The following is a 24762-nucleotide window of genomic DNA, read 5'->3' as shown; positions in this document are numbered from 1 at the left end:
TCCTCAACTCCAGCAATGACGTCCTTTATGACCAGTCTCGCGTGAACCTGAGACTCCCGGTAGACCCAGTTCGCTCTGCTCTGGCATAAGCTGGACTTATGGCTACTGTCTTCGAACAGGCTCTCGACCTCGGCGAGCCCAAACGCCTCCTCATCTTCGGCGCAATCGCCGAATCCGGCAGCATCGGCGCCGCCGCACGCGTCCTCGGTTGGTCCCAACCGGCACTGTCCCAACACATGAACGCCCTCGAGAAAGACCTCGGCGTCACCCTCTTCGACCGGACCCCACGCGGCATTCGTCTCACAACTGCGGGACAGCTCGCTCGCATTCGCGCCAACGAGGTGGCCGCCTCGGTGACGGGGCTGCGTAGCGACCTTGCGAAAGCCTTCGGACTCGGCGGACGGAATGTCCGCCTCGGGGGCTTCCCCAGCTTCGTCATCGGCCCACTGGCAGCAGCACTTGGCCGGCTCGAATCCAATGCGGGCACAAGTGCGGACTCGCCGCTTCACCACTCCTACGAAGTCTCCGAAGCCGAACCACCTGAAGCGCTGCGTCTGCTCGAGGACGGTGCCATCGACATCGCCTTCCTCTTCCATCACGAAGACGAAGCCCCACCCGAGCTGGCCGGACACATGACCGTCGACCTCGGCGCCGACCACCTCGACCTTCTCGTGCCCGAACGCTGGAACCGTGCCGGGCAGATCCAACACCTCAACGATGTTGCCGAACTGCCGTGGATCATGGGATGCGTGCGGTGCCGATCCACTGCTGAACGCCTGTGCCGCACCGCAGGTTTTGAACCCCGCAGCCGGCACATCACGGACAACCCCGGCGCCATCCAATCTCTTGTCTCCAACGGACTTGGTGTCGCGCTGCTGCCTCGCAGCGCCCGCCGCTACTCACAAATCCCAGGAATCGACCCCATCGCCCTTGCTGAGGCCGGCGCCCGTCGCGTCACCGCGATGATCCCCGACGGACTGGCAGACGCCTCCGAAGTTGTCGACCTCCTCGACGCTCTCCAAGCTGGTGACTCCTGATGAGCACGTTCACTAAAGTTCTCGACAGATGGCTGACGGTCACCACGGCCGCGGCGATCATCGTGATGATGCTCCACATCGTCACCCACGCCCTCGCGCGGTCGATCTTCCACGCCCCGCTCTACGGCACCAACGAGATCGTCGAATACTGGTACCTGCCCATCGTCGCCCTCCTCGGAATCCCGGCCGCGCAGCTGCAGAAGGAACACATCACCGTGACCATGGCCGTCGAGAGGGCGAAGCCCGCCACCGCCGCAGTGTTCACGGTGTTCGCGTGCATCCTCGGTGCACTCGTATCGATCGCCTTCGCCTGGTTCGGGCTGATGAAGGCGCTGGAGAACACAGCGATCGGGTCCACCGCCGACGTCTCCGCCGTCATCACCTGGCCCGTGTACTACCTTGTGCCGATCGTGTTCGTGCTCCTCGCCGTGCTCTACGTCCTCGACGCCATCGCCACGCTTCGCCGCCGCAGCCAGGTGGGGGAGCAGCAGTGAACGCGAACACCGACCTCACCGGCGCACCCCTGCCGCCAGAAGACTCAAAGAGCGCGAACATTACCGGCACCGAACGCCCGAACACCACAGCACTCTTCCCCTCAGGCTCCCGCCGCGAACGGCCCGGCACTCTCGCCCTGACCATCGGGTTCGGGCTCGTCGCCGTCTGCCTCGTCGGCCTCTTCACCAGTCCGAGCGCAGCGATTGGCGGGGCCTGGTGCATCGGCATGATGCTCGTCCTCCTTTTCCTTTCCGTCCCAGTGGCCATTGCCTTATCCGTGCCGTCGATCATCGGCGTCTACGCCGTGTCCGGCATCCCGGCGACGATGAACATCCTCTCCACCGCACCGTTCAGTGCCGTCTCGGACTGGTCAATGAGCGTGCTTCCCCTGTTCATCTTCATGGGCATGCTGCTCACCCAATCCGGACTCTCCGGCAAGATCTACCGCGTCGCCGATCACTGGTTCTCCTGGCTGCCCGGCGGCATCGGCATCGGCACCACCTTCGCCGGAGCCGGCCTGTCTGCCGTCACCGGGTCGACCATCGGTATGACCTACGCCCTGGGACGCGCCGGCATCCCCGAGATGCTCAAGGCCGGCTACGACCGCCGCATGGCCGTCGGCACGATCATGGTCTCCGGCATGACCGGCAACCTCATCCCACCTTCGATCCTCATGGTCGTCTACGCCGGCATCGCCTCCGTGCCAGTCGGTCCCGCACTCATGGCCGGAGCCGTCCCCGGGATCCTGCTCGCCGTGTGCTTCGCTGCCTTCATCTTCGCCATCGGCGTCGTCGTTTCGAGGCTCGTCGGCCGCGGCCAAAGCGCCAAGACCGCAACAGACGCAAACACCACTCGCCCCACGACGACCTGGCGCGACCGCTTCACCTCCCTGACCAGCGTGTGGGGTTTCGCCGTCATCCTCGTCGTTCTCTTCGGCGGCATGTTCTCAGGCATCTTCACTCCCACCGAGGCGGGAGCCGCCGCCGCACTCTGCTCCCTGCTGCTGTGCCTGTGGGAGAAGCGAGGCGACGGGCCGTGGCGAAAGATCGCGGAATCGGCCATGGATACGGTGGCGGCCACCTCGGCGATCTTCTTCATCATGATCGGTGCGACCATGCTCACCAGCCTGCTCGCCATCACCGGGCTCGCGCCCATTCTCACCGGCTTCATCACGGATCTCGGGCTTTCGCGGATCGGATTCCTGCTCGTCCTCATCGTCCTCTACATCGTCATGGGCATGTTCTTCGACACCCTGTCGATGATGCTGCTGACCATCCCGATCCTCCTGCCCACCCTCGAGACGATGGGCGTGAGCCCGCTGTGGTTCGGGGTCTTCGTCGTCCTCCTCGGCGAGTTCGCGATGGTCACCCCGCCGGTCGGCATCATCCCCTATATCGTCCACTCGATCGCGAAGAACCCCGAGGTCAACCTCGGTGTCACGGTCACGCTGCGTGATATTTTCATCTCCCTGCTGTGGTTCCTGCCCGTCGGCGTCATCTTCCTCATTCTCATGGTCGCTGTTCCCGGAATGACCGAATGGCTGCCCGATCTCATCAGCCGCACGAGCGGGGGAATGTCCGGATAACCCTCGCCGAGGCGGCCCTGCCCACCCGTATCCCGTGTCGTTTCGATGGCTGCCGCAGGGTGTGAGCGGACTCATGGTTAGGGTCACCTCATTCGGGCATATGATTGGAGGGAATTCTCAGCCTTCGTTCAAAGGAGTCCCATGAAGCGCATCCGCACGGCAGCACGTCCTGCTCAGGTCATTGCGGCGGCCGCATCGCTGGCACTGTTGGCCGGATGCGCCGGATCCGTCGGCGGCGACGGAACGGGTTCGGGAGACTCCGCGGGGAATGGCTTCGCCTATGACGCCTCCCAGGACGAGATCGATGAGGCTCTGGCCGATCTTGACCCGGTGACACTGAAGTTCCAGCCGTCGGCGATGTCGGAGAAGTCGATCCTTGCGCCGAACGGCCTCGATGTGAAGAAGGCTATCGAAGAACGCTCGGGCGGCAAGATCACCGTCGATATCGTGTGGGGCCAGGCGATCGCCAGCTATGAAGACGTCGATGATGCCCTGGCCGATGGACGCGTCGACCTCGCGTTCACTCTGCCGTCGTACACCCCGGCCGAGTACCCGGCCTTCGACGCGATCGGCACGGCCATGTCGACGCTGCCGTCCTCGCCGGTGGCCAGTGACCTGGCGGCGAATGCGGCCGGCGTCCAGGCCGCGTGGGAGACGCCCGAGGTGCTCGAGGAGTTCGAGAAGAAGAACCTCGTTCCGCTCATTCCGATGCTCGCCGCCGGTGGGTATTCGACAATGTGCTCGAAGCCGATGACCTCACTCGATGACTGGAAGGGCAAGCAGGTGCGTGTCGGTTCGGCCGCGGCCGGCAAGCAGGTGACCGACCTGGGCGCGACTCCGGTGTCACTGTCGTTCCCGGAGACCTACGAGGCGCTGCAGCGCGGAACCGTCGACTGCGACCTAGGGCAGTTGGCACCGAACGTTGAGGCCGGCACCTTCGAGGTGGCCCCGAACATCGGTGTGGCCTCGGACGCGGGCATTGCACGGTCGGCCGGTGCGATCGTCGCCGGGAACAAGTTCAACGGTCTGCCGGTCGCCTACCAGCAGGTCATCTTCGACTCGATGTCGACGACTTTTGCCACGATGATGGAGGTCGTCATCGGAGCGAAAGCTCAGGCAGTTGAGCAGGCGAAGGACAACGACGGTTCGGTGCAGGCTTTTGACGATGAAGTACAGAAGCAGGTGGCCAAGTACGCGAAGACCCTGTCGGACAAGACCGCGGAGAAGGCGGGCGTCACCGGTGCGCCGAAGACGCTGAGCGATGCTGGAACCGAGTGGGCGAAGTCCGTGTCTGCGCTCGGATACGACGACAAGGGCGATTTCGCCTCACTCGACGAGTGGTACCCGGAGGACGCCTCTTACGACAAGCTCGGCGACGATCTGTTCGCGAAGGTCATGGCCGAGCATCGACCGGAGTGATTGGGTCGAATCGATGAAGCCGTGCCGTTGGTTCAGTGACTGGTGCGGGTCACCAGCAGACAAAGCCCCCGTCGACGACGAGATCATGGCCGTTCATATATGCTGACGCGTCGCTGACCGCGAATGTCGCCGGACCGGTGAGATCGTCTACCGTGCCCATGCGTCCCATGGGGATTCCAGAGATCCATTCTGCGCGCTTGTCGGCGACTTCATCTCGTTCTGTCAGAGGAGTGAGGATGTATCCGGGAGATAGCGAATTCACACGTACTCCCTGCGGCGCCCACTCAACGGCCAATGACCGGGTCAGATGGGCGACGCCAGCCTTCGACGCGTTGTAGTTGGGCTGGAGAAGTCCCTTGTTGGCGATGACGCCTGACATTGATGCCATGTTGAGAATGGCACCGCGTCCGCGTGGCAACATGACTCTGGCCTCGGCCTGGGCGCAGTAGAAAACTCCGGAGAGGTTGACATCGATGACGCTTTTCCACCACTCCGCTGGCATCTCGACCGAAGGCACCTCGCCGCGCGCGATTCCGGCATTGTTGAAGGCGATGTCCAATTCTCCGAGCTCAAAGTCCACGCGCTGCACAGCGTCGTGGACGGCGCTTTCGTCGGTGACATCGACGGTGATTGCCAGACTCCGCACACCGATGGAACCCAGCTCAGCGGCGGTGCGTGCGGCATTTTCCCCATTCGCGTCGAGGATCGCCACGTCTGCCCCGGCCTGAGCCCACGCTTTCGCGACAGCTTGGCCGATTCCTTGACCTGCGCCGGTGATCAGGCCGGTCTTTCCCTCGAGATTGAACGAGCTCTTCATGATGGTTCCCTTCTGTTCTCAGATTCATCGGTGGTAAGACAGTGGGCCGACACAGTGTTTGTGGAACTGGAATCCTTCGGTGCAGGCGCTAGGGCGCGCTTCGAGACGTGGTAGTCCGGAAGTCCTCAACTTGCGATCGAGTGAGATCGACAGCATCGGACCCCAGACCGGTTGCCATGAGACTGCCGCAGGCCAGGGCGAACTCAGCTGCTGCGACAATGTCATCCGTACGCAGCAGCTCTGCGATGAATCCCGCCGAGAAGGCATCACCGCATCCCGTCGTGTCGACAACATGGACGTTGAATGCGGGAAGTCGGAGATCCCGTTGACCGTTGTTGCTGATGCTCACTCCGTGCTCGCCCATAGTGATGAGCACGTTCTTAACACCAGCACCGAGGTAGTAGTCGATGGCTCGCAGTCGATCCCCATCGGCCTCGGCGATGTAGTAGGCATCGTCGTCGCTCGGTAGAAGGTAGTCGACGAACGGGAGGCAGTGCTCGATCGCGTGGCGGTCACGTAAGTGCGATGTTCGGCTGGGAATGAAATCCATCGTCACGATGGCTCCACGGTCCTTGGCCATTCGAAGGAAGTCTGCGCTGGGCCCACCGTCGATTCCGGGCAGGAGACAGGTGCCCCCAAGGTGGACAAGTGACGTGCCGTTGAGCAGGTCAGGCTGCAGGTCTTGTTCGTTGAGTCGGCCATTGGTGCTGACAACGTGTAGTGCGGGGCGGCTGCCGTCTCGACGGACCGGCAGTATCGTCGCCGAGGTGGGGAGAGACTCATCGACGCGCAGGTGCTTTGTCGATACACCGACATCGTGCATGCGGGTCGCGATGAACGCACCGAGTGCGTCGTCGCCGATCACACCCACCGTCGACACAGTTTCGCCGAGGTGTGCAAGGTTGACAGCGGTTGCGGCCGCGGTGCCGGCGACGGTCAGGCGGATCTCTTCCAGCAGCTGAATTCCCTGCCCTTCGGGAATGGCGTCGACATATCGCCCGAGCACATCAGCGAGATGCATTCCGACGGTGAGGACACGTGTCATTCAGGTGCTCCTTGTCAAAGTCGAGGAGTCCGGGGTCAACTCAGGCATGGTGGAGTTTCGCCCACTGCTCGGGTGGAAATTCGCTGTCGGTGTCTCCCAGCAGCAGGGCTCTGTATGTCGCCTCAGCTGCCTGCTCCATGTTCACGGCCCTGCGATAGGCCATTTCGATGTCCGGTCCGATAGCTGAGGATCCGTGATTGCCCATGATGATGCAGTTGTGGTTTCCGGCCTCGATGGCTGCGGTGTCGGCGAGTTCGTCAGAACCATTTGGGTAGAAATCCGTCCGGCCGATGGATTTGACGTAGAACGCATGGTCAAGGGTGAAAAGTCGGACTCTGTGTCCCAATGCGTCGAGCAGCACGGCGTACTGCGGGTGGAGGTGGATGATGCAATTGACGTCCGGCCGGGCTCGATACGTGCGCTGGTGGAGCTTCCATTCGGAGGATGGGCGCACTGACGAGGTAGTGTCGGTGATTCTTCCTTCGAGATCGACGACAGCGTAAGTGTCGGCAGCCAGCCGATGGAGGAAGGTTCCGGCTCCGGTGATAGCGAATTCGTCGGCTCCCGGAACGCGCACCGATAGGTTTCCTCCGCTGGCGAGTGCGAGACCTCTTTGCACGGCATCCGCACCGACGTGACTGAGTTCGTCGACGAGCTCAAGCAGCTGATCGTTCATGTGTGGTCCTTCTGTTTGTTGATCGGCGGGATTCTGTGTCAGGCGGAGAAGACTTGGGGGTTCTTCACAGTTCTCGGGTGCCGTCCCTCTCTCCACTCGGTGAGCCCGTCCACGGCGATCCGAGAATGCTCGCGGATGACGTCGTCGGATGCTCCCGCGATATGTGGAGTCATGGTGACGATGTCCGATTCGAAAAGCGGATGATCAGTGGGTGTCGGCTCCTGCCAGAAGACGTCAAGCCCGAGTCCGGCCAGTCGACGTTCGGTCACGGCGTTGACTAGTGCTTCCTCGTCGATCAGCGCGGCACGGGCGGCATTGATGAGGAAAGATCCCGGCCGAATGAGTGATAACTCGCGCGCGCCGAGAAGCCCGATGGTCTCTTCCATGAGTGGGACGTGGAGGGTGATGATGTCGGAACTGGTGAGTACCTCGTCGAGTGGAGCAATCCGGGCCTCCTTGCCGAACGCATCTTCCGGTAGGAAGGGGTCGTAGACGATGACATCCATACCGAATCCGCGTGCGCGTCGGAGAACTCCTCTCCCTACCGCACCGCCACCCAGAATGCCGAGTGTGCGGCCTGAGAGCTGGATCCCTCTGAAGAGTGAATAAGGTGCGAACACATCGTCAGATACCCAGTTTCCTCCGCGCAGCCATCTTTCCGCCTGACTGGCGTGACGCACAGTCATGAGGAGAAGTGTGAATGCAAGGTCGGCTGTGACTTCCGCGTTTCTCGCAGGGGTGGTCAGCACGGGGATTCCTCTGGCCGTGCATGCGGCAATGTCGACGTTGACCGGATTCGCCCGGCAAGAGACCACTGCTCGCAGGTGGGGTGCTTTGGTCAGTGAATCCTCATCGACCCGGTCAAGTTCTGTGATGACGACTTGGGCATTCGCCAGGAGCTCGTCGATTCCGCGCGTGCTCAGGGAACTTCCGGCGATCGAAGGTTCAACCGTATGGACGGTGAACTGGCTGCGGAGTCCATCGACCTGAACAGGGTCGAATGCTGCTGTGATGACGAGGTCGGGTTTGGTGCTCATGGTGTCCTTTCTGAAAGGGGCGCTATGTAGTCGGGTAGCTGTCACGTCGACGAGGCAGGGGCCGAGGTGTCATGGTGAGAGTCGGCCCGCAGGTGGCGAAGTTCCGTCCAGTGCGGGCGCATTGCGTCTCGCACCCGTCTGAAAGTCGTTGCCTGAGCTGCGTAGAATTCGCCGAGGTGAGCATGAGGTTCGAAGCGTCGAACTGAAGTCGAGAGCACGGTCATTGCTTCATCGATGCTCTCGACTCTGCCCGTGGCGACGAGTGCCAACGCTGCACATCCGCGTGCTCCGAGCTCGATATCGTCTGATCTTTCGATAACTCGTCCGGAGACATCGGCGACGATCTGGCAGATGGTGTCCGATTGAGCGCCGCCGCCACTCAATCGGATGACGGTGGACGACCCGATGTCGAGCTCATCCATGCATTCGCGCAGCGATTGAGCCAGCCCTTCATAGACGGCACGCACCATTTCAGCAGCCGTTGTGCTCACCGAGAGGTTCATCCAGCTCGCCGAGGCGGCTGTATCGACGAAGGGGGCGCGTTCTCCACTGGTGCTGGTATACGGAAGATAGATGACGCCCCCGGATCCTGGACGCGCCGTCTGAGCGAGGTCTTCGATATCGCTCCATTCGAGGTTGCTCAAGCCGAGCGACTTGCGAGCCCAGTCGAGGTTGGGAGTTCCATTCATCGGGGCAAAACATTCAAGCACTTTGCCCTTGCCGTCGAATGACAAAGTGATGACTGGTTGGTCGCTCGTTGCCGTCCTACGGTCGTGCACTGCACCGACGAAACTCGTGGTGCCCATGATTGCGTAGGCTCGGCCGGTCCTCGCTGCGTCGAGTCCGATGCCGCCGAGCGGAGTATCTACCATCCCGGTGACCACGGGGAGCCCGACCGGTAGACCGGTGACTGTTGCAGCCTGCGATGTGACTGACCCTGCAATTTCGGACGATGGCCGAACCGGGGCGAGAAGTCGTCGAAATCGCTCGTGTTCCAGCTCTCTGAAGAGATCGGTTGAGTAGTCGCCGCTGCAGACGTCGAGATAGGTGCGGCTGGCTTCGGTCGGATCCGTGGCGATATTGCCTGTCAGCTTGAAGCGGATCCAATCTTTGCAGTTGAGATGGTATGCGGAAGCGTCGAGCCTGTCCGGGTCTGCTTCTTCGATCTCCTCGAGCAGGACGGGCAACGCGCCGGGGAAGAGTGCCGATCCGGTGATTGAGCGAACTGAGTCGGCGCGACCGCTGAGCTGCCATCGGTCGACTCGATTCCCTGCACGCCCGTCCAACCACAGCAGCGCAGGACCGGTCGGACTGCCGTCGCTGTCGATCAGCCAGGCCCCGTCTCCCTGCCCGGTGACCGAGACGGCGATGATATCAGCAGCTGATGCCTGTTCAAGTGCGTTTTTCGTCGTGCGACACACTGCGTCCCAGACTCCGAGCATGTCCTGCTCGGCGTGCGTGTGTGAGGGACGTTGGACTGAGAGTTCGGTCCGCGCCGACCCCAGCACTGTGCCCGAGGTCGTGAGGACCACTGACTTCACCGCAGTGGTGCCCGCGTCGATGCCGAGTATTGCCTGTCTGTTCACTCAGCTCAGCCTTCCTCGGTCATCGACGCAACACTGAGTTCCGTCTGCCGCTTGGCGCGTGCGGCTCTGCGCGCTTCGATCTTCTCGGGTTCAATACCCGGCGCGCGAAGCAGGTAGGTGAGGAACAGTCCGATGATGTAAATGGCGGCGAGCACCCAGATCACCGGTGCGACTCCCATGATGGGGACCAAACCAGCGATCACCGGGCCTACGAAGTTCGAGGCCCCGGCACCGAGATTGAGTACGGCAACGGCCGCCGCTTTGTGCTCTTTGGCAAGGAGAGGCACGACGGCCGACAGCGGAACGTACATACCGAGGGCGAGACCGTAGATGATGCCGATGATCATGACGACCAGGTAGTTCGCTCCTACGCCCTGCGGAACGTAGTAGAAGCCGAGGATGGTGATTGCGGTCGCGAGACCCCCACCCCACGCTATGACGTTGAGCCGACCGAAGATGTCGGAGGCGTAGCCGGAGATGAGGTTGGCGAGAACGTTGGCGAAGAGCATGGTGCCCCAGATGGATGACCATTCGGACTGACTGAAGCCGATGGTCTGAACCATATAGACATTGAGGAACACAGCGAACGAGTAGTACGACATCGTGTTGATCAGTCGCAGGAGGCCACCGACGGCAACCTTAGGCTTCTCCGCCATGATCGACACGGACTTCACGAGTCCGTCGATGGTTTCCTTCTTGGTCGGCCGGCGTGCACCCTTCTGAGACTTGACGAGGACCGCCACCATGACGGTCGCTACGATGACGAAAACGATGGCTGACCACAGTGTGCCGAGAGCACCGAAGGGCTCGACGACGGCAGAGACGAAGTAACCGCTGATGACTCCGAGGCCCATGGCGTTGAAGAACCAGTACCAGCCGACTGCCTTTCCCATCACCTCATTCGGTGTCTCCATGGTTACCCAGACGAGGAAGCCATAGGCGAAGAATGGGTAGCCGATCGCTCTGATCGCGTAGGCGATGACCATGATCGTGTAGTTGCCCGGAATGACGCCGCCGACGAGGAAGACGACTTCGAGAGCGATCCAGATTACGCCGCCGATGATCATTACTCGGCGAGGCCCCCACGACTCGGCCAAGGCACCGGCCAACCATGCGGCGATAGCGACGACAAAACCGTACACAGAGAACAGAGTGGCGATGCTTCCTGCCCCAAACCCCTGGTCGGTGAGGTGGTTCGACAAGAAGCTGAGCTCGATGCCGTCGCCGACCATGAAGAGCATCAGAGCGAGGAAACCCCAGGCGAGCTTGGCTGAGATTCCCTGACTGGTGAGAAATCGCGAGAAGCCGCTTGGCTGGGCTGCGGCGGTGAGTCCGGACATCGTCTCTCCTTTGAGTGTGAACATTTGTTCACGTGAATGAACAATGATAAATGTAGGATAGGCACTGGTTGCACGATGTCAAGATCTTGTTGCGTTTTCACGAAGGAGTGACTGGCAGATGACCGATAGGCGGACACTCGGAAGAGTGGCACGGTTGCATTTCGAGAATGGTCTCACTCACCAGGAGATCGCCACGCTCTTTAGCCTTTCTCGTGTGAAGGTCACACGATTGTTGGCTGAAGCGAGGCAGGCGGGAATCGTGGAGATCAGGGTGCATTCCGATGAACGCCCATTCTTCGAGATCGAGAAGACTCTTGCGGATCAGTTCGCGCTCAAGGGCGTATGGGTCTCTCCTCCCATCGAATCGAACGTCACCAGCGACCACCCGATCGACAATCGCCTTCTCGGTGTCACCGGTGCGGAGGCGATGCAGACGATGCTTCGTCGTGCGAAGCGGGTGGTCATGGGGTTCAGTGCCGCTGTGAGTGCGAGTGCTGGAAGCCTTCAGGAGTTCGCAGCTCCCGAGCTTGAGATATTTCCACTGGCCGGCGGACGGGCGGGACGGGCGATCGGCTCGAATCCGCAGGAGCTGGTGACCTCGGTGGCGAGGGCGACAGGTGGTCAGAGTTTTCAGCTTCCCGCTCCATTGATAGCAGCGGATTCCCGAGTGTATGAAGCACTGATGAACCGCGCCGGTTGCGCAACGGTGTTGGAGGAAGCTGCTCAAGCGGATCTTCTGATCGTCGGAGTGGGCGTGGCTCATGATGTAGCTCCGGTATTTCGACAACAGGTCAGCCAGTCGGATCTTGACGAGATAGCTCGTTCGGCAGCGGTGGGTGATATCTCAGCACGATTCTTCGACGCCGAAGGGCATGCCCTGACAGAAGACCTAGACCGCCGAGTGGTGGGTCTGTCACTTGATGAGATGCGGCAGATCCCCAATCGGATGGCAATTGCAGGAGGTCTGGCCAAGGTGGAGGCAGTGCGGGCTGCGGCACGCTCCGGACTCATCAACTACCTGGTGACCGACCTGGCGTGCGCTGAGGCTCTGATCAGGGGTTAGGGTGCGGTTCGGACTCTTGGTTGAGGTCGAACAAGCGAATGCTTCCGATTGGATGAGAACTTGCCGCAAGATGACAGAACTCAATGAGTCTGCCGATTCCCGAGTGAGGTGGCACCAGTTCAATTAGGCTGGTTCTGGAATGTGCCGCGACGTGAAAGGGCTGACGGGTGACGATCCTCTACACCATCGGACTGGGCGTCCTCAGCGCGCTCATCGTCGGATTCCTCGTCCGGCGGATGATGCTCACCGGCACCGGAGCCGCCCGCAACACGATCGTCTCCCTCGTCATGGGCCTCTCGATCTGGCCCATCACCCTCCAGGCGTACAAACTCCTCGGCATCTCCGAATCCGAACAGTATCCGAGCCTGTCGATGAGCTTCCCCGCCATCATGGTCTTCCTGCTGCTCTTCGCCTGGTTCATCGTCATCCAGATGTTCGTCCTCCTCGCGATCGAACTCATCATGCCGTCGGGCACCCTGAGCTCACTCATCCGCAACGCGCCGAAGATCCCCACCTGGTACCGCCGCGTCAACCGCCTGGCACAGATCCAGAAGATCCTCATCAAATTCGGCCTCTCCCGCTATCTCCGACCGCGAATTCCCACCCTGCGAGTTTCCCTCCGAGAGATCGCCGCCACCACCCGTGACGCCCTGGCCGCCTCGGGGGTCACGTTCATCAAGCTGGGCCAGTTCATCGCCACCCGTGGCGACATGATCCCGCACGAATTCGTCGAGGAGTTCTCCACCCTCCAGGCCGGGGTCAAGCCCGTCCCATTCGCCGAGGTGAAGGACCAGCTCGAGACCGAATGGGGACGTCCCGTCGCCGAGGTGTTCGCCGAGTTCGATGAGAGACCGTTCGCCGGTGCCTCCGTCGCCCAGGTCCACCGCGCCGTGACCTGGGAAGGTCGCGTGGTCGCGGTGAAAGTGCAGCGGCCGAAGATCCGCAAACAGGTCCGAGCCGACTGCGACATCGTCCTCACTCTGGCCGACCGCCTCGATCGCACCACCGACTGGGCGAAGAAGATCGGCATCGCGAAACTCGCGCGCAGCTTCGTCGATTCCCTGCAGGGCGAGCTCGACTACCGCGGCGAGCTCGCCCACATCAAAGCCCTCCGTCTCGCCGACGAGACCGGTCGATCGACGACGAAGACCGATTCCGTCGTCCACATCCCTCACGTGTACAAGGAGCTCTCCGGAGAATTCGTCATCGTCATGGACCTCGTTGAGGGTTCCCCTCTGTCCCACGGCGCCGAGGTGGTCGACCACCTCTCCGAGATCGCGCGCAGAGAGATCGCCCAGGACCTCTTCCTCATGGTCGTCCGCCAGGTGCTCGGGAAGGGCATCTTCCACGCCGACCTCCACCCTGGAAACATCGTCGTTTCGAGCGCGGGTCGTGCCGGCCTCGTCGATTTCGGTGCGGTCGGTCGCATCGACAAACGCGATCGCCGAGCAATCGCACTGCTGCTCATGGCCTTCGACTCGCAGAACTCGCAGGCCGCGACCGCGGCCATCCTCGAGCTGCTCGGCACACCGAGCGAGGTGAACCTGCGGGAACTGCAACGTGAGATCGGGCAGATCATGCTCAAATACGGAGACGGGGCACCGGGCTCGACCTCGGCGGCGCTGTTCGGCGAACTCATCGATTTCGTCGTCGACTTCGGTTTCCCGATGCCGGCCTCCGTGGCGACGGCATTCCGTGCCATCAGCACCCTCGAAGGATCGATCACCCGGCTGGTGCCCGAACTCAACCTGCTGGCGCTCGTGACTCAGAACGGCAAGACACTGCTGCGAGAGGTCGGGGGACTGGGAGTAGACCGACACGAGATGACGCTCTACGCGGCAGCGACCGCACCACAGATCGCCGAGCTGCCCGGACAGATCTCCCGCATCGCCGGCCACCTGCAGGACGGCACGCTCGACGTCGGAACGAGCGGACTGAACATTGCGACTATCAAGAATCTGCTTGTTTCCACCGTCGAACAGTTCATCCAGGTCATCGTCTCGACCGCGCTCATCCTTGGTGGGGTCATTCTCATGGCCGCGGACTTCGGCCCGGCGCTGGCGCCAGAACTCAAACTCTTCACGTACTTCGGCGCATGGATGCTCTTGGCCGGTAGCGTCATCGCTGCCCTGGTCCTCGCCCCGGCGCTTCGACAGAGGATGACGTGGGAAGGGTTGGGATAGTTATTCTTGCGTCTATGGCCCTCCTGGGGGCGTGTCGTTTCGCTTGAGCAGTATTTGCCATAAAGCACACCAAATTTATTTTGTAAGATTTTGCAGCATGGTAAAAGCAAATCCGCTCGACATGGCAATTGAAATAAGCGAGCAAATTATTGTTATGAATGCGACCACCGGTGACCAGGCTCCCGACGTTGCCCGGAACGATATACTCCAAAGCCACATTCCAGCGGCGCGAACATGAAGATTCACTGAGCTGACTAGGCATATTGAAAATGAAATGCAGAAGAAGGCAACTATTAAATATGAAAGTCCGCCAAGTATTTGATATGCAACAAAAAGAAGTCCTTCGATCCCGCCGTCCTTGCCAGTTTCTAGGAACTTAATATATTGCTCGGTGGCGAAGGGTGGGTTCCATAGTAATACGACGAGCAAGAATCCGACACCTGTTGCGAGGAAGAGGGCAAGTAGAGCCAGATAGACCCCGCGGTTTCCTGCGACTACTCTCTTTCTCGACATGAGTAAAATTGATATGGCTGCGATTGCCGAAATTGCAGTTGCTATCGCAAAGAGAACGATTAAGACTCGCTCGCGGTGCTCAATATACAATGATACAACGATTGCGGTGCCAATTATCCACGCTATAAGAGTGTCGGATCCGCTACCTGTAGTGGTGCGGTTGGCCCGCACTTGCTTGCGTCTGATTTTGGCGGGATACTTGCTCTTTGCGTTCCGTACGATGCTTGGAAGTGAGCTGGCTGATTGGCCGGGTGAGCCTGAAATGCGCCCAAAGGCAGGAGCGATGAAAACTCCTGCAAGCAAGCCCGGAAGGCCGATTACGATCTCAGTCCAAATGGCATCCATTGATTGTCCTAGGCTTTATGGTCGAAGTTGGGCGGGCGGCTAATTTTATCGCCGAGCTTTTGGCCCAGTATGCCTAAGACGAACCAGGCGATAGCAAAGAGTATTGTGACTATATTCTTATCAAGAAAATTGAGAAAGGCTTCAGCTGTCATTTGTACACCTTTGTGTCGTGTATTGCATCCTAATCATCTCGCTCTCACAATACTTCTTGCCAGCCGGGTTGTGAAGTGAATCTTGCCGCGTCCGCCGTTCGTGCCGGGATTGATTGATAGTTGTTGCCAATTGAGCACGGGTCAGTGGAGACTGCGGCGCAACTTCTTGATGGGGCGATGCGCTGAAGCTAGGTTGGCTAGTAGTCTCCTGGATAAGATGGGAAAATGAGAGGTTCCACTCCAGCAGCGCGCAACTGCGCAACTAAGCAAATCAGCGATACCGCACTCATCTTCGAAGGCGGTGGGATGCGAGCGTCGCTCACCAGCGCCATGGCAGTCACCTTGCTCAACGAAGGCCTGTCGTTTGATTGGGTCGCTGGCATCAGTGCCGGAGCATCCACTGCAGTGAACTACCTGTCCGGCGATAAGTGGAGAGTGCGTCGATCGTTCGTCGAGTTCGCCAAGGAAGAAGAATTCGGCGGGTGGCGGTACTTCGCTCGCGGCAAAGGGATGTTCCATGGCGAGTACATCTACCAACGTGCCGGTGCACCCGACGAAGCACTGCCGTTCGATTGGGGCACCTACGAGGCAAGCACCGGCGACATGCGGATCATCGCGTTCGATGCGGTGACCGGCGAGGAAGCGGTGTGGTCGAAGAAAGACACCCCAAACATCGACGATCTGATGATCCGCGTGCAGGCGTCATCGACGATGCCGATTGTTATGCCACCAGTACACCTTGATGGGCGCGTGTACGTCGATGGAGCGATGGGGGAGGACGGCGGAATCGCGTTGAGTCAAGCTCGGCGCGAGGGCTTTGAGAAGTTCGTCATCGTCCTCACGCAGGAGCGCAGGTACAAGAAAGCACCGCAACGATTCCCTGCGGTGTTCCGGGGCATCTTCCGGAAGTATCCTGCACTGGCCGACGCGTTGCTGACTCGCTGGAAGCGGTACAACGAGACTCGCGAACGCATCTTCGAACTCGAAGCGGAGGGGAAGGCGCACGTTTTCGCTCCGGACCGTATGCCCGTTGACAACAGTACGCGCGACCTCTCACGACTCGCTGCGGCTCACCGGATGGGGCTGTCGCAGGCGAGGCGTGAGCTGCCGATGCTGCGAGAGTTCCTCGGGGTACAGAACTCAGCGTAGAGGGCCCAACATCACCACCGCCTATGGACCTCCTCGGCCCATCCGAAGATGTTCTCCACCCGATACTCACGTCCCGCCAGGGACCAGACCGTGCCGGAGAAATGGCCGAATACCTGTTCCTCGCGACTGCTGACGACCTTCTTGTCGAATTCCGAGTGCCGATGGTATTCGGGGATGAAGGTGAGGTCGACTCGTTCGCCCTTGATCGTCCACGGGGCCATCCAGTCGCCGGTGTTGTAAGTCCACTCGAGCTCTTCGCTCATCTTTTCGATCTGGCCGCCCAGCCGCAGCGCATTTTCGGTCGACGGAGTTCCGGCAGTCCATTTGGCGCCGAACTGCAGCCCGATCTCTTCCCCGTATGTCGTGCCGCTGCCGGAGGCCCAGTTCCATAGGGTGTCGTAGGGCCATTTGCCGCGGCCATGGTCCATGGTCGCTGTTGTTGTGGACTCATCGAGGCGATAGGTGACTCCGTTGGCCCGAACTCGCCCCCTGGCGCTCAGGCAGTTGTCCTTGCGTGTGTATTGGAAGCGTCGACTGTTCCATGGAACAAGGACGCCCATCGACTGGTGGTCGTCTGGAACGATGACTTCCACCTCGGCGTTGACGTTCGCAGTGGCGACATTCAGCGCGATGATCTGATCGCCGAAGGTAATCGAGATATCGACGTCTTTGTCCCCGGAGCGAATCTGCTGTGAGCCCCACGGTGCGCGCGAGGACGGATTGGACCTGAACCAGTCCATTGAGCTCGCGGTTGTCTCGGTCTGGGTCTTTCTGTCGAAGAAGAACAGAGAGGTAGCGGCCTTATAGTCCGTGTCTGAGATGGAGAATGCGAGAATCATCTCCGGTGACACGATGCACCAGTAGTCGAACCGCTTCCTGCGGCCCCAGCCCTTGAGGTTGGCGTTGTGCACCGGGAACCGACTCCACCCGATTGCAGCTTCGTTGAGTGTCCCGTTCTTGAGGCACATGTCGACGGGCTGGTGAAGTTCTTTCTCCATTTGGTTCCTTTGATTTCGTGGTTTGGTGTGCTGAGTCGATGGGGTCCTCAACGGGGGCCGGCGTGCTCTCGGCGGTCAGGCCTGACGTTCTTTCATGGCCCGCAGCTCCTCGAGGATCTGCGGATACTGTTTGTCGAGTTTGAAGAAGTACAGGAGCACTGCCATGAGGACGCTGACGAGCGTTGGGACCCAGATGAAGAGGTTCGAGATCATTGAGATGGATTCTGCTGATTGAGTCTCCTGACCGCCGAGGTACCCGCTGGCCGCCAAACCCCACCCGATGAGTGCACTGCCGAGTCCGGTGCCGATTTTGATCCCCATGCTGGCGCCGCTGTAGATGAGACCTTCGATGCGGATGCCCGTTTTCCATTCCCCGTATTCCATGGTGTCGGCGAGCATGGCGAAGATGACTCCCATGATTGCGGCCTTGCCGATTCCGCGGACGACCTGTCCGATGACCACGACTGCGGTGCTGTCGGGAACAGCGAAGATGATGAGTGAGCCGACGACCGCGATCAGGCAGCCGACGATTGCTGTGTTGCGCTTTCCAAAGCGTCGAGTGATGGGTACGACGAGGAGCATTCCGCCCAAGGTTGCGAGTGTGAGAGCCGTCGCGACCACGCCGACCAAGGCTGGTGAGCCGAGCACGTACTCGGAGTAGTAGATTGCGACGCCGGCGGTGATGGCGTTGTAGATGTACATGAGCAGCAGGACCAGGGTCGCGATGAACCAGTACTTGTTGCGCGCGAGCGAGATCAGACTGGCCTTGACGCTCGGACGGTCCTTGTCCTGCTTTGTTCCGACAGGGTCAGTGCGTTCTTTCGTCGACCAGAAGGTGAAGAAGTAGATGGCGGCTGCGACGAGTCCGAAGATCACGAAAGTGTAGATCCAGCCGGACTGGCCGCCGCCGAAGAAGTCGACGATCGGCAGGGTGATGTTTGTGATGGCGATGATGGCGACATAGGCACCGATCATCTTCGCCACGTTGAGCACCGAACGCTGGTGCTGGTCGTAGGTCATGAGGGCACCGAGGGTGCCGTGTGGGATCTCGACCGCGGTGTAGACGAGCAGTGCGATGTTGTAGGTGACAATGATGTAGATGATCTGGGTGGTGCTGTTGGCGTCGGGGACCGCGAAGAGCGCGGTCGCAACCACTGCGAATGGCAGCGCCAGCCAGAGCAGCCACGGCCGAGCCTTGCCGAAGCGAGTCCGGGTCTTGTCGAGGACGACGCCCATGACCACGTCGCTGGCGCCGTCGACGATGCGGGAGAAGAGGAAGATCGTGCCGATCAGGCCGGCGGCGATGCCGACGACGTCGGTATAGAAGTAGACGAGGAAGGTCGATATTCCGGTCCAGACGACGTTATTGGCGCCGCCTGCCATTCCATAGCCGAGCTTTTCGATGCGTCCCGGCTTCTCGGGGTCCCGATGTGTGACCGGATTTGCGGTGGTGTTCACAGGTATGAGCTTCCTTGATCATTCCAGGCGTCGCAGCTCTCGCTGTCTACGGCCTATTTGGCGGTGGTGCTGCTTGCCGGTCCATCTGAGGGCGTCGTCAGTTGAGATGACAAGCAGGCAGGTGTGAGCAGATTCGGCGATAGTGCGGACTTCCGAAGGTGCTCTGTAGAGAAATCAAAGCAGATCGTCGCCCGTATTGCAACGTTGCAATAGTGAAGCCACGAAGACTGGAGACAATGAGCAGAAGCTCGGTGGGGGTGGTTAGGGCCGGTCGCCCACTGTTGACTCGCGGATCATTAAGCGGTGCGGGGCTACACGTCCTGCAGGAGCTTCTGTCGAGCCCAGGATGCGTTGATGTACCGCCTCGACAGCGAACCGCGCGATCGCATTCATATCGGGGGCAATTGTGGTGAGTCTCGGTGCCGAGAATCCGCCTTCCGGGGTGTTGTCCCATCCCGTGACAGCAATGTCGTCAGGCACCTGCACACTGGCTTCTCTGAATGCTCGGAGCAGGCCGATTGCCAGTAGGTCGTTGGCGCATACAACTGCATCGATCGGCGCCGTCTTCCGCAGCAGAAGAATCTGCCGTGCGCGGGCGTAACCCTCTTCGCGCGAGTAGTCGCGCTCCGCGCTGACCGTTTGGGTGGGATCGGACTGTGGGGCGGCGCCGATGATGAGATCCGGGTCTTCGTCGATCCCGGCAGCTGCCAGGGCTCGACGGTAGCCTTCGATGCGGAGATCGCCGGTGCCGAGCGTGCCTTCAGTGAGGTATCCGAGGAAGGCGATTCGGCGATGACCGAGTGAGATGAGGTGTTCGGTGGCTTCACGGGTCGATTCGACGTTGTCCGCGGTGACATGGTCGATTCGAGGGTCGAGTGTGTGCTCGCCGAGCAAGACGAGTGGCGTTTCGTCACGGGCGGCCAGGATCGAGTCGACAGGCAGGGTCAGGGGGCTGAAGATGATGCCGTCCGCGTGGCTGTTCTTATACCCTTGCGCTACCTGTTCTTCCTTCTCCGGCAGCCCGCGAGTTTCGTCTATCAGCACGGTGTAGTCATACGACTTGGCCGCTTCGACAACGGCGTGTGCCAGGCTGGCGAAGTAAGGGTGATCGATGTATGGGATCGCGAGTGTGATGAGGTTGCTGCGTCCTGTCCGCAGCTGTCGTGCTGCTGTCTGCGGCTTGTAGCCCAGTTCGGCGATCGCCTCTTCAACTTTGGCCTTGGTCTCAGGCCTCAGGTACCGATGCCCATTGATGACGTTGGAAACTGTCCGCCATGACACTCCGGCCAGCGCAGCAACGTCTTTGATGCTGGGGCGAGCTTTGGACTTTTTAGGCCCAGGTTCGTCTGTCATAACACCACTACTCCGTGTCCGCTTTCCAGGCTTTCATAGTTTCACAGAGCCAGACTTTCGGAAAACCAGGTGTCGGAGTCAACGCGGGTGAGCGTCTGGTCTGCGGGTATGTGCTCTGACTGGGCTGGTGGCGATGCCTCCAGAGCAAGAGATGTCGGCGGGGTCTTGTTTCGCTAAGAATGCGCCATGTATACTCGACGTATTCGCAGTGCAACGACGCATACGACGGAGTCTCAATGATCAGAGAATTCCTTACAAGAAGAAGCGTGCTCACCGCAGCGGGAACAGCGGGTATGGGATTTGCCCTTGCCGGTTGCGGCGCAGTCGCCAACTATCCAGACTCGTGGAACGACATCTCCACCGGAAACGGTGAGCCAAATCGAGGCGGAGTCCTCCACTACGGCCTATCAACGGAACCGGTGAACTTCGAGCCGCACGTAAGCTCGGGCGCGGCTTCCGATGTGATTCGGCAGATGCTCTATAACGGACTGCTCCAATACGACCCTGATGGAGAGATCGTTCCGGATCTCGCTCTTGAACATGGCTGGGCAGGGGACACCGCATATCGAGTGAAGATCCGGACGGATGTCCGATTTCACGATGGATCGAAGATGACGGCGAGTGACGTGGTCTTCTCCATGCGTAGGATCATCGATCCTGATACCTCGTCAACTGCCGCACCGTTGTTTCGCTCCGTTGAACGTGTAGATGCATCGAGCTCGGACACGATCGTCTTCACTCTCAAAGAACCTGACAGGGCGTTCCCGTTCGCATTAGCTGACCCCTGCGCCAACGTGATCTCCAAACAATGGATCGAATCGGGCGCTGATCCACTCCTGGAGGTGATGGGGACAGGTCCCTTTACCTTTGTCGAGAGGGTTCCTGGCGTGAGCATCGTCATTGAACGATTCGACGACTACTTCGTCCCCGAGTTGCCTTATCTCAACGCTATCGAGTTCACGCCGATGGAAGACGACTACGCGCGAGTGACTGCACTGCGCACCGCGACTGTAGACATGGTCGACTACATCCCCTCGACTCACGTCGATGTGATAGAGAACAATTCACAGCTCGAGGTCTATTCGGATAGCGTCTTCGGCTTTGGAGTTCTCGGGTTCGTCACGTCAAGGCCACCGTTCGACGACAAACGAGTGCGGCAGGCAGTCGCATGCAGTATTGATCGTGAAGCTGCGCTAGAAACCGCTTTCTTAGGGCACGGTCGACCGATCACCGGTGGCCTTGTTCCTGACGAAGTTGCACCATATGCCTCACAGCTCGAAGGCGCGGTCGAATACGACCCTGAACGTGCTTCACACCTCCTTCGAAAGGCTGGTCGAGATGACCTCGATCTGAGCATCATCACTACAAGCAGCTACTCAGTCATTTCGAGGCCGGCTGAAGCGATGCTGCCATCTCTCCAAGAATCTGTAGTCAACCCTCGGCTGACTCGCCAAGAATGGCTCTCCTTCCAAGAGACGGTGGAAGCGAAGAAGTATCCGAGTTTCGCCTGGGGAACCTCGCTGAAATTCGGGCATCCCGCTGCATTGAGCGAGGTTGTAGCTTCAGGCAGCCGGTGGGCGAAGTTCATGGACTTCAATGACAAGCGCACCGACGACCTCCTTGCGGAAGCAAGGCGTTCCAAGAACACGAGCCTCTCCAATGAACTCTTCATGGAGGTCGAGAAACGAGTGCTCGATGAGATGCCTCTGACGTATACGCTCCGTCGGATCCAAGGCGAAGCTTCCCACAAATACGTGCGTGGCTTCTCTCATCCGCCCAAGGGGGCATGGACCCAGGTCAGCTTGCGTGGAGTTTGGCTGGAGGAAGAGCGATGACCAATTTCGTAGTCAGAAGAATCGGACTCGCCGTAATCCAGCTCGTGATCGTCGCGACGATCGTGTTCCTGCTCATTCGACTGATTCCGGGTGACGCGGCTCGGGCTGTGCTCGGTGAGAACGCCACAGATGATCAAGTAGCGGCTATGCGGTCGACCATGGGCCTGGACGAAGCGTTCCCTATTCAGTTCCTCAACTACTGGAAGAATCTTCTGACAGGTGACTTAGGAGTGTCGCTGATCAGCGGTCGGCCCGTTGCCCCAGACCTGATCGTTCGATTCGGCAACTCACTTGAAATCATTGTCCTCGCGATTCTTGTTTCCATCATTGTCGGAGTGGTTCTCGGCCGGATTGCGGCCATTCGCAATGACCGTGCACTAGATCACATCATCACCGGCGGATCGGTTCTCGGCATATCGCTGCCGGTATTCGTCACCGGTACGTTGTTGCTGCTTGTGTTCTCGGTGTGGCTGCCGATTCTGCCCCCTCAGAGATATGTGGGCTTTTTCGCGGACCCAGTTGGTCACCTCCAGCTCATCATCCTTCCTGTCGTTGCGCTCGCAGCGACGTCGACGGCGGTGATTATGCGCATGACTCGATCGGCGATGCTGGAGACCCTCAGCGCGGACTTTGTACGCACAGTCAGGGCGAAAGGCGTGATCGAACGAAAAGTCATCACCAATCACGCCTTGAGAAATGCGCTGGTGCCTGTCGTGTCGATCACCAGCGTCGAGTTGGCAACGCTTATCGGGTCGACGGTTCTCATCGAAACCATATTTGGTTGGCCAGGGATGAGCTCCATGCTCATGCAGGCGGTGACCGACCGCGACTATCCGGTCATACAAGCTGTCGTACTCAGCGCATCGGTCTTCGTCATCGTGGTCAACCTGGTCGCTGACATTGTCATTCGTCTTCTCGATCCGAGAACGGAGAGCTTCTGAAATGGCCGATAATCTCGCCCTCGCCTCAACAGAGTTTGTGGAGAAGACCGGCCCGGTCTCCCGCGGAATCGTCCGCCGGCTCATTAAGAACCCCCGCACATGCATCAGCGGAGTCTTCTTCATCCTCGTCGTGCTCGTCGTTCTCCTCGGGCCATTGATCTATCCGATCACCTATCGGGAGCAGGTCGGCATTCCTCTGTCTCAGGACGGCCTGCTCGGCACTGACGACTTCGGACGAGACGTTCTCGCGCGGTTGATTATCGCAACGCGCACATCAATGCTTGTCGCCGTCGGAGCGGTCGTCATCGCCCTGGTGGCGGGGGTCGGACTGGGTCTGTTGGCAGGATTCCTCGGTGGATGGACGTCGACGATCATTATGAGAGGGTCGGACATTCTTCTCAGCTTTCCGGCCGTCATCTTGGCGATCGCAGCTGTCGCCATCCTCGGTCCGGATCTCATCAACGTTGTCATCGTCATCGGCGTTCTCTATGTTCCCCGATTCACTCGGGTCGTCTATGCGCAATCCGTAGCGATCAGATCCGCGCAGTACGTCGACGCGGAACGCGTCAACGGCACGACGACTGCAAGCATCATCACCCGGACGGTCCTGCCGAACGTGATGTCAACCGTGATTGTCCAAGCGAGTTTGAGCCTCAGCTTCGCAATTCAGGTCGAAGCGGGACTGAGCTTCCTTGGATTGGGGGCTCAACCGCCTCTCGCTTCCTTGGGCACGATGATTGCTTCCGGCCGAGACTTCCTCGAAGTACAGCCCACGATGCTGATCTATCCATCATTGCTGCTCATCGCAATCGTCCTCGCAGTCAATGTTCTTGGTGACGGGCTCAGGGACGTTCTCGATCCTCGGCGCGCTTTCGCTCGCTGACCTTCAATACCCACTCACGATAACCAATTGAAAGGAACTCATATGATTGACAACTCCAAGAGCTTGGGCCGCTTGAGCTGGACCGAGGTCGCAGAAGCTGCAGATCGTAATCCGGTCATACTCGTACCCATTGGAGCCATCGAACAGCATGGGCCGCATCTTCCGGTGCACGAAGACTCCATAGTTGCAGAATGGGCCGCCTACAAGATTGCGGAGCTCACTGATGGTCAAGTCGACACCTTAGTGGCGCCGGCCTTGCATTACGGCCATTCACCGACGTTTCGCGGGTTCGCGGGAAATCTTTCCCTTAGCGCCGAGACGCTGAAAGCGGTAGTCCGAGACATCATCGAATCGCTTGTGCAGTCAGGTTTCAAACGAATCGTTCTCGTCGATAACAACGGTGGAAACGTCGGCCCAGTTTCGGGGGCGGCGGTTGATTGTCGGAGGGACCTTGGTGTACTCATCGGTCACGTCTACCCATGGCAATTGGGCTACGGCTTGATGCGAGACGTCTACGACGATGCAGCAGCGGTCTATGGGCACGGTGCTGAGCCTGAGCTGTCTGCGATGCTTGCGATATTCCCCGAGCAGGTCGACATGTCGAAGGCGGAATCCGGCGGTTTGAACAGCGAGTCGGGTTGGACACCGTTGAGCTATGCCGACGCGAAGATCGGAGACTATACCGTACCGGGCACTGTCTACTGGGACTTCTCTGAAGTCAGTAAGAACGGAGTCACCGGAGATGTCAGCGTTGCCGACAAGGCTACCGGAGCTGAATGGATTCGCAGAGTGATGGGCTTCTGTGCCGAGTACGTCCGGGAATATGACCGTAATACGGCGACGAACTGAAGG

22 protein-coding genes are annotated in these 24762 nt (G+C 59.8%); 11 read left to right on the top strand and 11 right to left on the bottom strand.

The annotated features are described in order from the left end of the window. Positions 1-98: 98 nt before the first annotated feature. From AC3CD9_RS07990 to dctP, 4 genes are all read left to right on the top strand, one after another. Positions 99-1037, top strand: a complete 939-nt coding sequence (locus tag AC3CD9_RS07990; protein ID WP_488367139.1) for a LysR family transcriptional regulator — start codon at positions 99-101, stop codon at positions 1035-1037. After that, positions 1037-1531 (top strand): TRAP transporter small permease, encoded by a 495-nt coding sequence (locus AC3CD9_RS07985; protein ID WP_488367138.1) that lies wholly within the window; start codon positions 1037-1039, stop codon positions 1529-1531. Before AC3CD9_RS07990 ends, AC3CD9_RS07985 begins: the two co-directional genes overlap by 1 nt. After that, entirely contained in the window at positions 1528-3117 is a 1590-nt protein-coding gene (locus AC3CD9_RS07980; RefSeq protein ID WP_488367137.1) for a TRAP transporter large permease, read from the top strand. Before AC3CD9_RS07985 ends, AC3CD9_RS07980 begins: the two co-directional genes overlap by 4 nt. Positions 3118-3258: 141 nt before the next feature. Then, a complete protein-coding gene (dctP, locus tag AC3CD9_RS07975) occupies positions 3259-4536 on the top strand; it encodes a TRAP transporter substrate-binding protein DctP (RefSeq protein WP_488367136.1) in 1278 nt (425 codons plus the stop codon). A gap of 49 nt (positions 4537-4585) precedes the next feature. Here dctP and AC3CD9_RS07970 read toward each other — a convergent pair whose 3' ends face one another. From AC3CD9_RS07970 to AC3CD9_RS07945, 6 genes are all read right to left on the bottom strand, one after another. Beyond that, positions 4586-5353 (bottom strand): glucose 1-dehydrogenase, encoded by a 768-nt coding sequence (locus AC3CD9_RS07970; protein ID WP_488367135.1) that lies wholly within the window; start codon positions 5351-5353, stop codon positions 4586-4588. 88 nt (positions 5354-5441) lie between these two features. Continuing rightward, positions 5442-6398 (bottom strand): carbohydrate kinase family protein, encoded by a 957-nt coding sequence (locus tag AC3CD9_RS07965; protein ID WP_488367134.1) that lies wholly within the window; start codon positions 6396-6398, stop codon positions 5442-5444. A gap of 40 nt (positions 6399-6438) precedes the next feature. Next, positions 6439-7074 (bottom strand): class II aldolase/adducin family protein, encoded by a 636-nt coding sequence (locus tag AC3CD9_RS07960; RefSeq protein ID WP_488367133.1) that lies wholly within the window; start codon positions 7072-7074, stop codon positions 6439-6441. Between the two features lie 38 nt (positions 7075-7112). After that, a complete protein-coding gene (locus AC3CD9_RS07955) occupies positions 7113-8111 on the bottom strand; it encodes an NAD(P)-dependent oxidoreductase (protein WP_488367132.1) in 999 nt (332 codons plus the stop codon). Between the two features lie 41 nt (positions 8112-8152). Next, the gene (locus AC3CD9_RS07950; protein ID WP_488367131.1) at positions 8153-9697 is read right to left on the bottom strand and encodes an FGGY family carbohydrate kinase; all 1545 of its coding nucleotides are present in this window, start codon (positions 9695-9697) and stop codon (positions 8153-8155) included. Positions 9698-9702: 5 nt separating this feature from the next. Then, positions 9703-11037 carry an MFS transporter gene (locus tag AC3CD9_RS07945; RefSeq protein WP_488367130.1) on the bottom strand — a complete coding sequence of 445 codons (1335 nt, stop codon included), beginning with the start codon at positions 11035-11037 and terminating at the stop codon, positions 9703-9705. A 145-nt stretch (positions 11038-11182) separates the two neighbouring features. Here AC3CD9_RS07945 and AC3CD9_RS07940 point away from each other — a divergent pair, with 145 nt between their 5' ends. Both AC3CD9_RS07940 and AC3CD9_RS07935 read left to right on the top strand, forming a co-directional pair. Continuing rightward, positions 11183-12100, top strand: a complete 918-nt coding sequence (locus AC3CD9_RS07940; RefSeq protein ID WP_488367129.1) for a sugar-binding transcriptional regulator — start codon at positions 11183-11185, stop codon at positions 12098-12100. A gap of 167 nt (positions 12101-12267) precedes the next feature. Next, positions 12268-14283 carry an ABC1 kinase family protein gene (locus AC3CD9_RS07935; protein WP_488367128.1) on the top strand — a complete coding sequence of 672 codons (2016 nt, stop codon included), beginning with the start codon at positions 12268-12270 and terminating at the stop codon, positions 14281-14283. Positions 14284-14358: 75 nt separating this feature from the next. Here AC3CD9_RS07935 and AC3CD9_RS07930 read toward each other — a convergent pair whose 3' ends face one another. After that, entirely contained in the window at positions 14359-15141 is a 783-nt protein-coding gene (locus AC3CD9_RS07930) for a hypothetical protein (RefSeq protein WP_488367127.1), read from the bottom strand. A gap of 8 nt (positions 15142-15149) precedes the next feature. Further along, entirely contained in the window at positions 15150-15293 is a 144-nt protein-coding gene (locus tag AC3CD9_RS07925; protein WP_488367126.1) for a hypothetical protein, read from the bottom strand. A 225-nt stretch (positions 15294-15518) separates the two neighbouring features. Here AC3CD9_RS07925 and AC3CD9_RS07920 point away from each other — a divergent pair, with 225 nt between their 5' ends. After that, positions 15519-16442 (top strand): patatin-like phospholipase family protein, encoded by a 924-nt coding sequence (locus AC3CD9_RS07920; RefSeq protein ID WP_488367125.1) that lies wholly within the window; start codon positions 15519-15521, stop codon positions 16440-16442. 11 nt (positions 16443-16453) lie between these two features. On the opposite strand, the gene AC3CD9_RS07915 is transcribed toward AC3CD9_RS07920, so the two are convergent. The 3 genes from AC3CD9_RS07915 to AC3CD9_RS07905 all read right to left on the bottom strand — a co-directional run bounded on the left by AC3CD9_RS07915 (position 16454) and on the right by AC3CD9_RS07905 (position 20251). Continuing rightward, positions 16454-17440, bottom strand: a complete 987-nt coding sequence (locus AC3CD9_RS07915) for a DUF2804 domain-containing protein (protein ID WP_488367124.1) — start codon at positions 17438-17440, stop codon at positions 16454-16456. Between the two features lie 75 nt (positions 17441-17515). After that, positions 17516-18898: an MFS transporter gene (locus AC3CD9_RS07910; RefSeq protein WP_488367123.1), complete on the bottom strand. Its 1383-nt coding sequence runs from the start codon at positions 18896-18898 to the stop codon at positions 17516-17518. Between the two features lie 261 nt (positions 18899-19159). Then, a complete protein-coding gene (locus tag AC3CD9_RS07905; protein ID WP_488367122.1) occupies positions 19160-20251 on the bottom strand; it encodes a LacI family DNA-binding transcriptional regulator in 1092 nt (363 codons plus the stop codon). Between the two features lie 236 nt (positions 20252-20487). On the opposite strand from AC3CD9_RS07905, the gene AC3CD9_RS07900 reads away from it, so the two are divergent. From AC3CD9_RS07900 to AC3CD9_RS07885, 4 genes are read left to right on the top strand one after another with little or no spacing between them, the layout of a single operon-like run. Then, a complete protein-coding gene (locus AC3CD9_RS07900; RefSeq protein WP_488367121.1) occupies positions 20488-22086 on the top strand; it encodes an ABC transporter substrate-binding protein in 1599 nt (532 codons plus the stop codon). Then, positions 22083-23027 (top strand): ABC transporter permease, encoded by a 945-nt coding sequence (locus AC3CD9_RS07895; RefSeq protein WP_410711315.1) that lies wholly within the window; start codon positions 22083-22085, stop codon positions 23025-23027. The genes AC3CD9_RS07900 and AC3CD9_RS07895 overlap by 4 nt, the downstream gene beginning before the upstream one ends. Before the next feature lies 1 nt (position 23028). After that, positions 23029-23910, top strand: a complete 882-nt coding sequence (locus tag AC3CD9_RS07890; RefSeq protein WP_410711316.1) for an ABC transporter permease — start codon at positions 23029-23031, stop codon at positions 23908-23910. 42 nt (positions 23911-23952) lie between these two features. Further along, entirely contained in the window at positions 23953-24759 is an 807-nt protein-coding gene (locus AC3CD9_RS07885) for a creatininase family protein (protein ID WP_488367120.1), read from the top strand. Positions 24760-24762 lie beyond the last annotated feature (3 nt).

This window comes from Brevibacterium sp. MGP-B1 (assembly GCF_057766545.1).
This window is presented reverse-complemented; position numbering and strand designations above follow the sequence as displayed.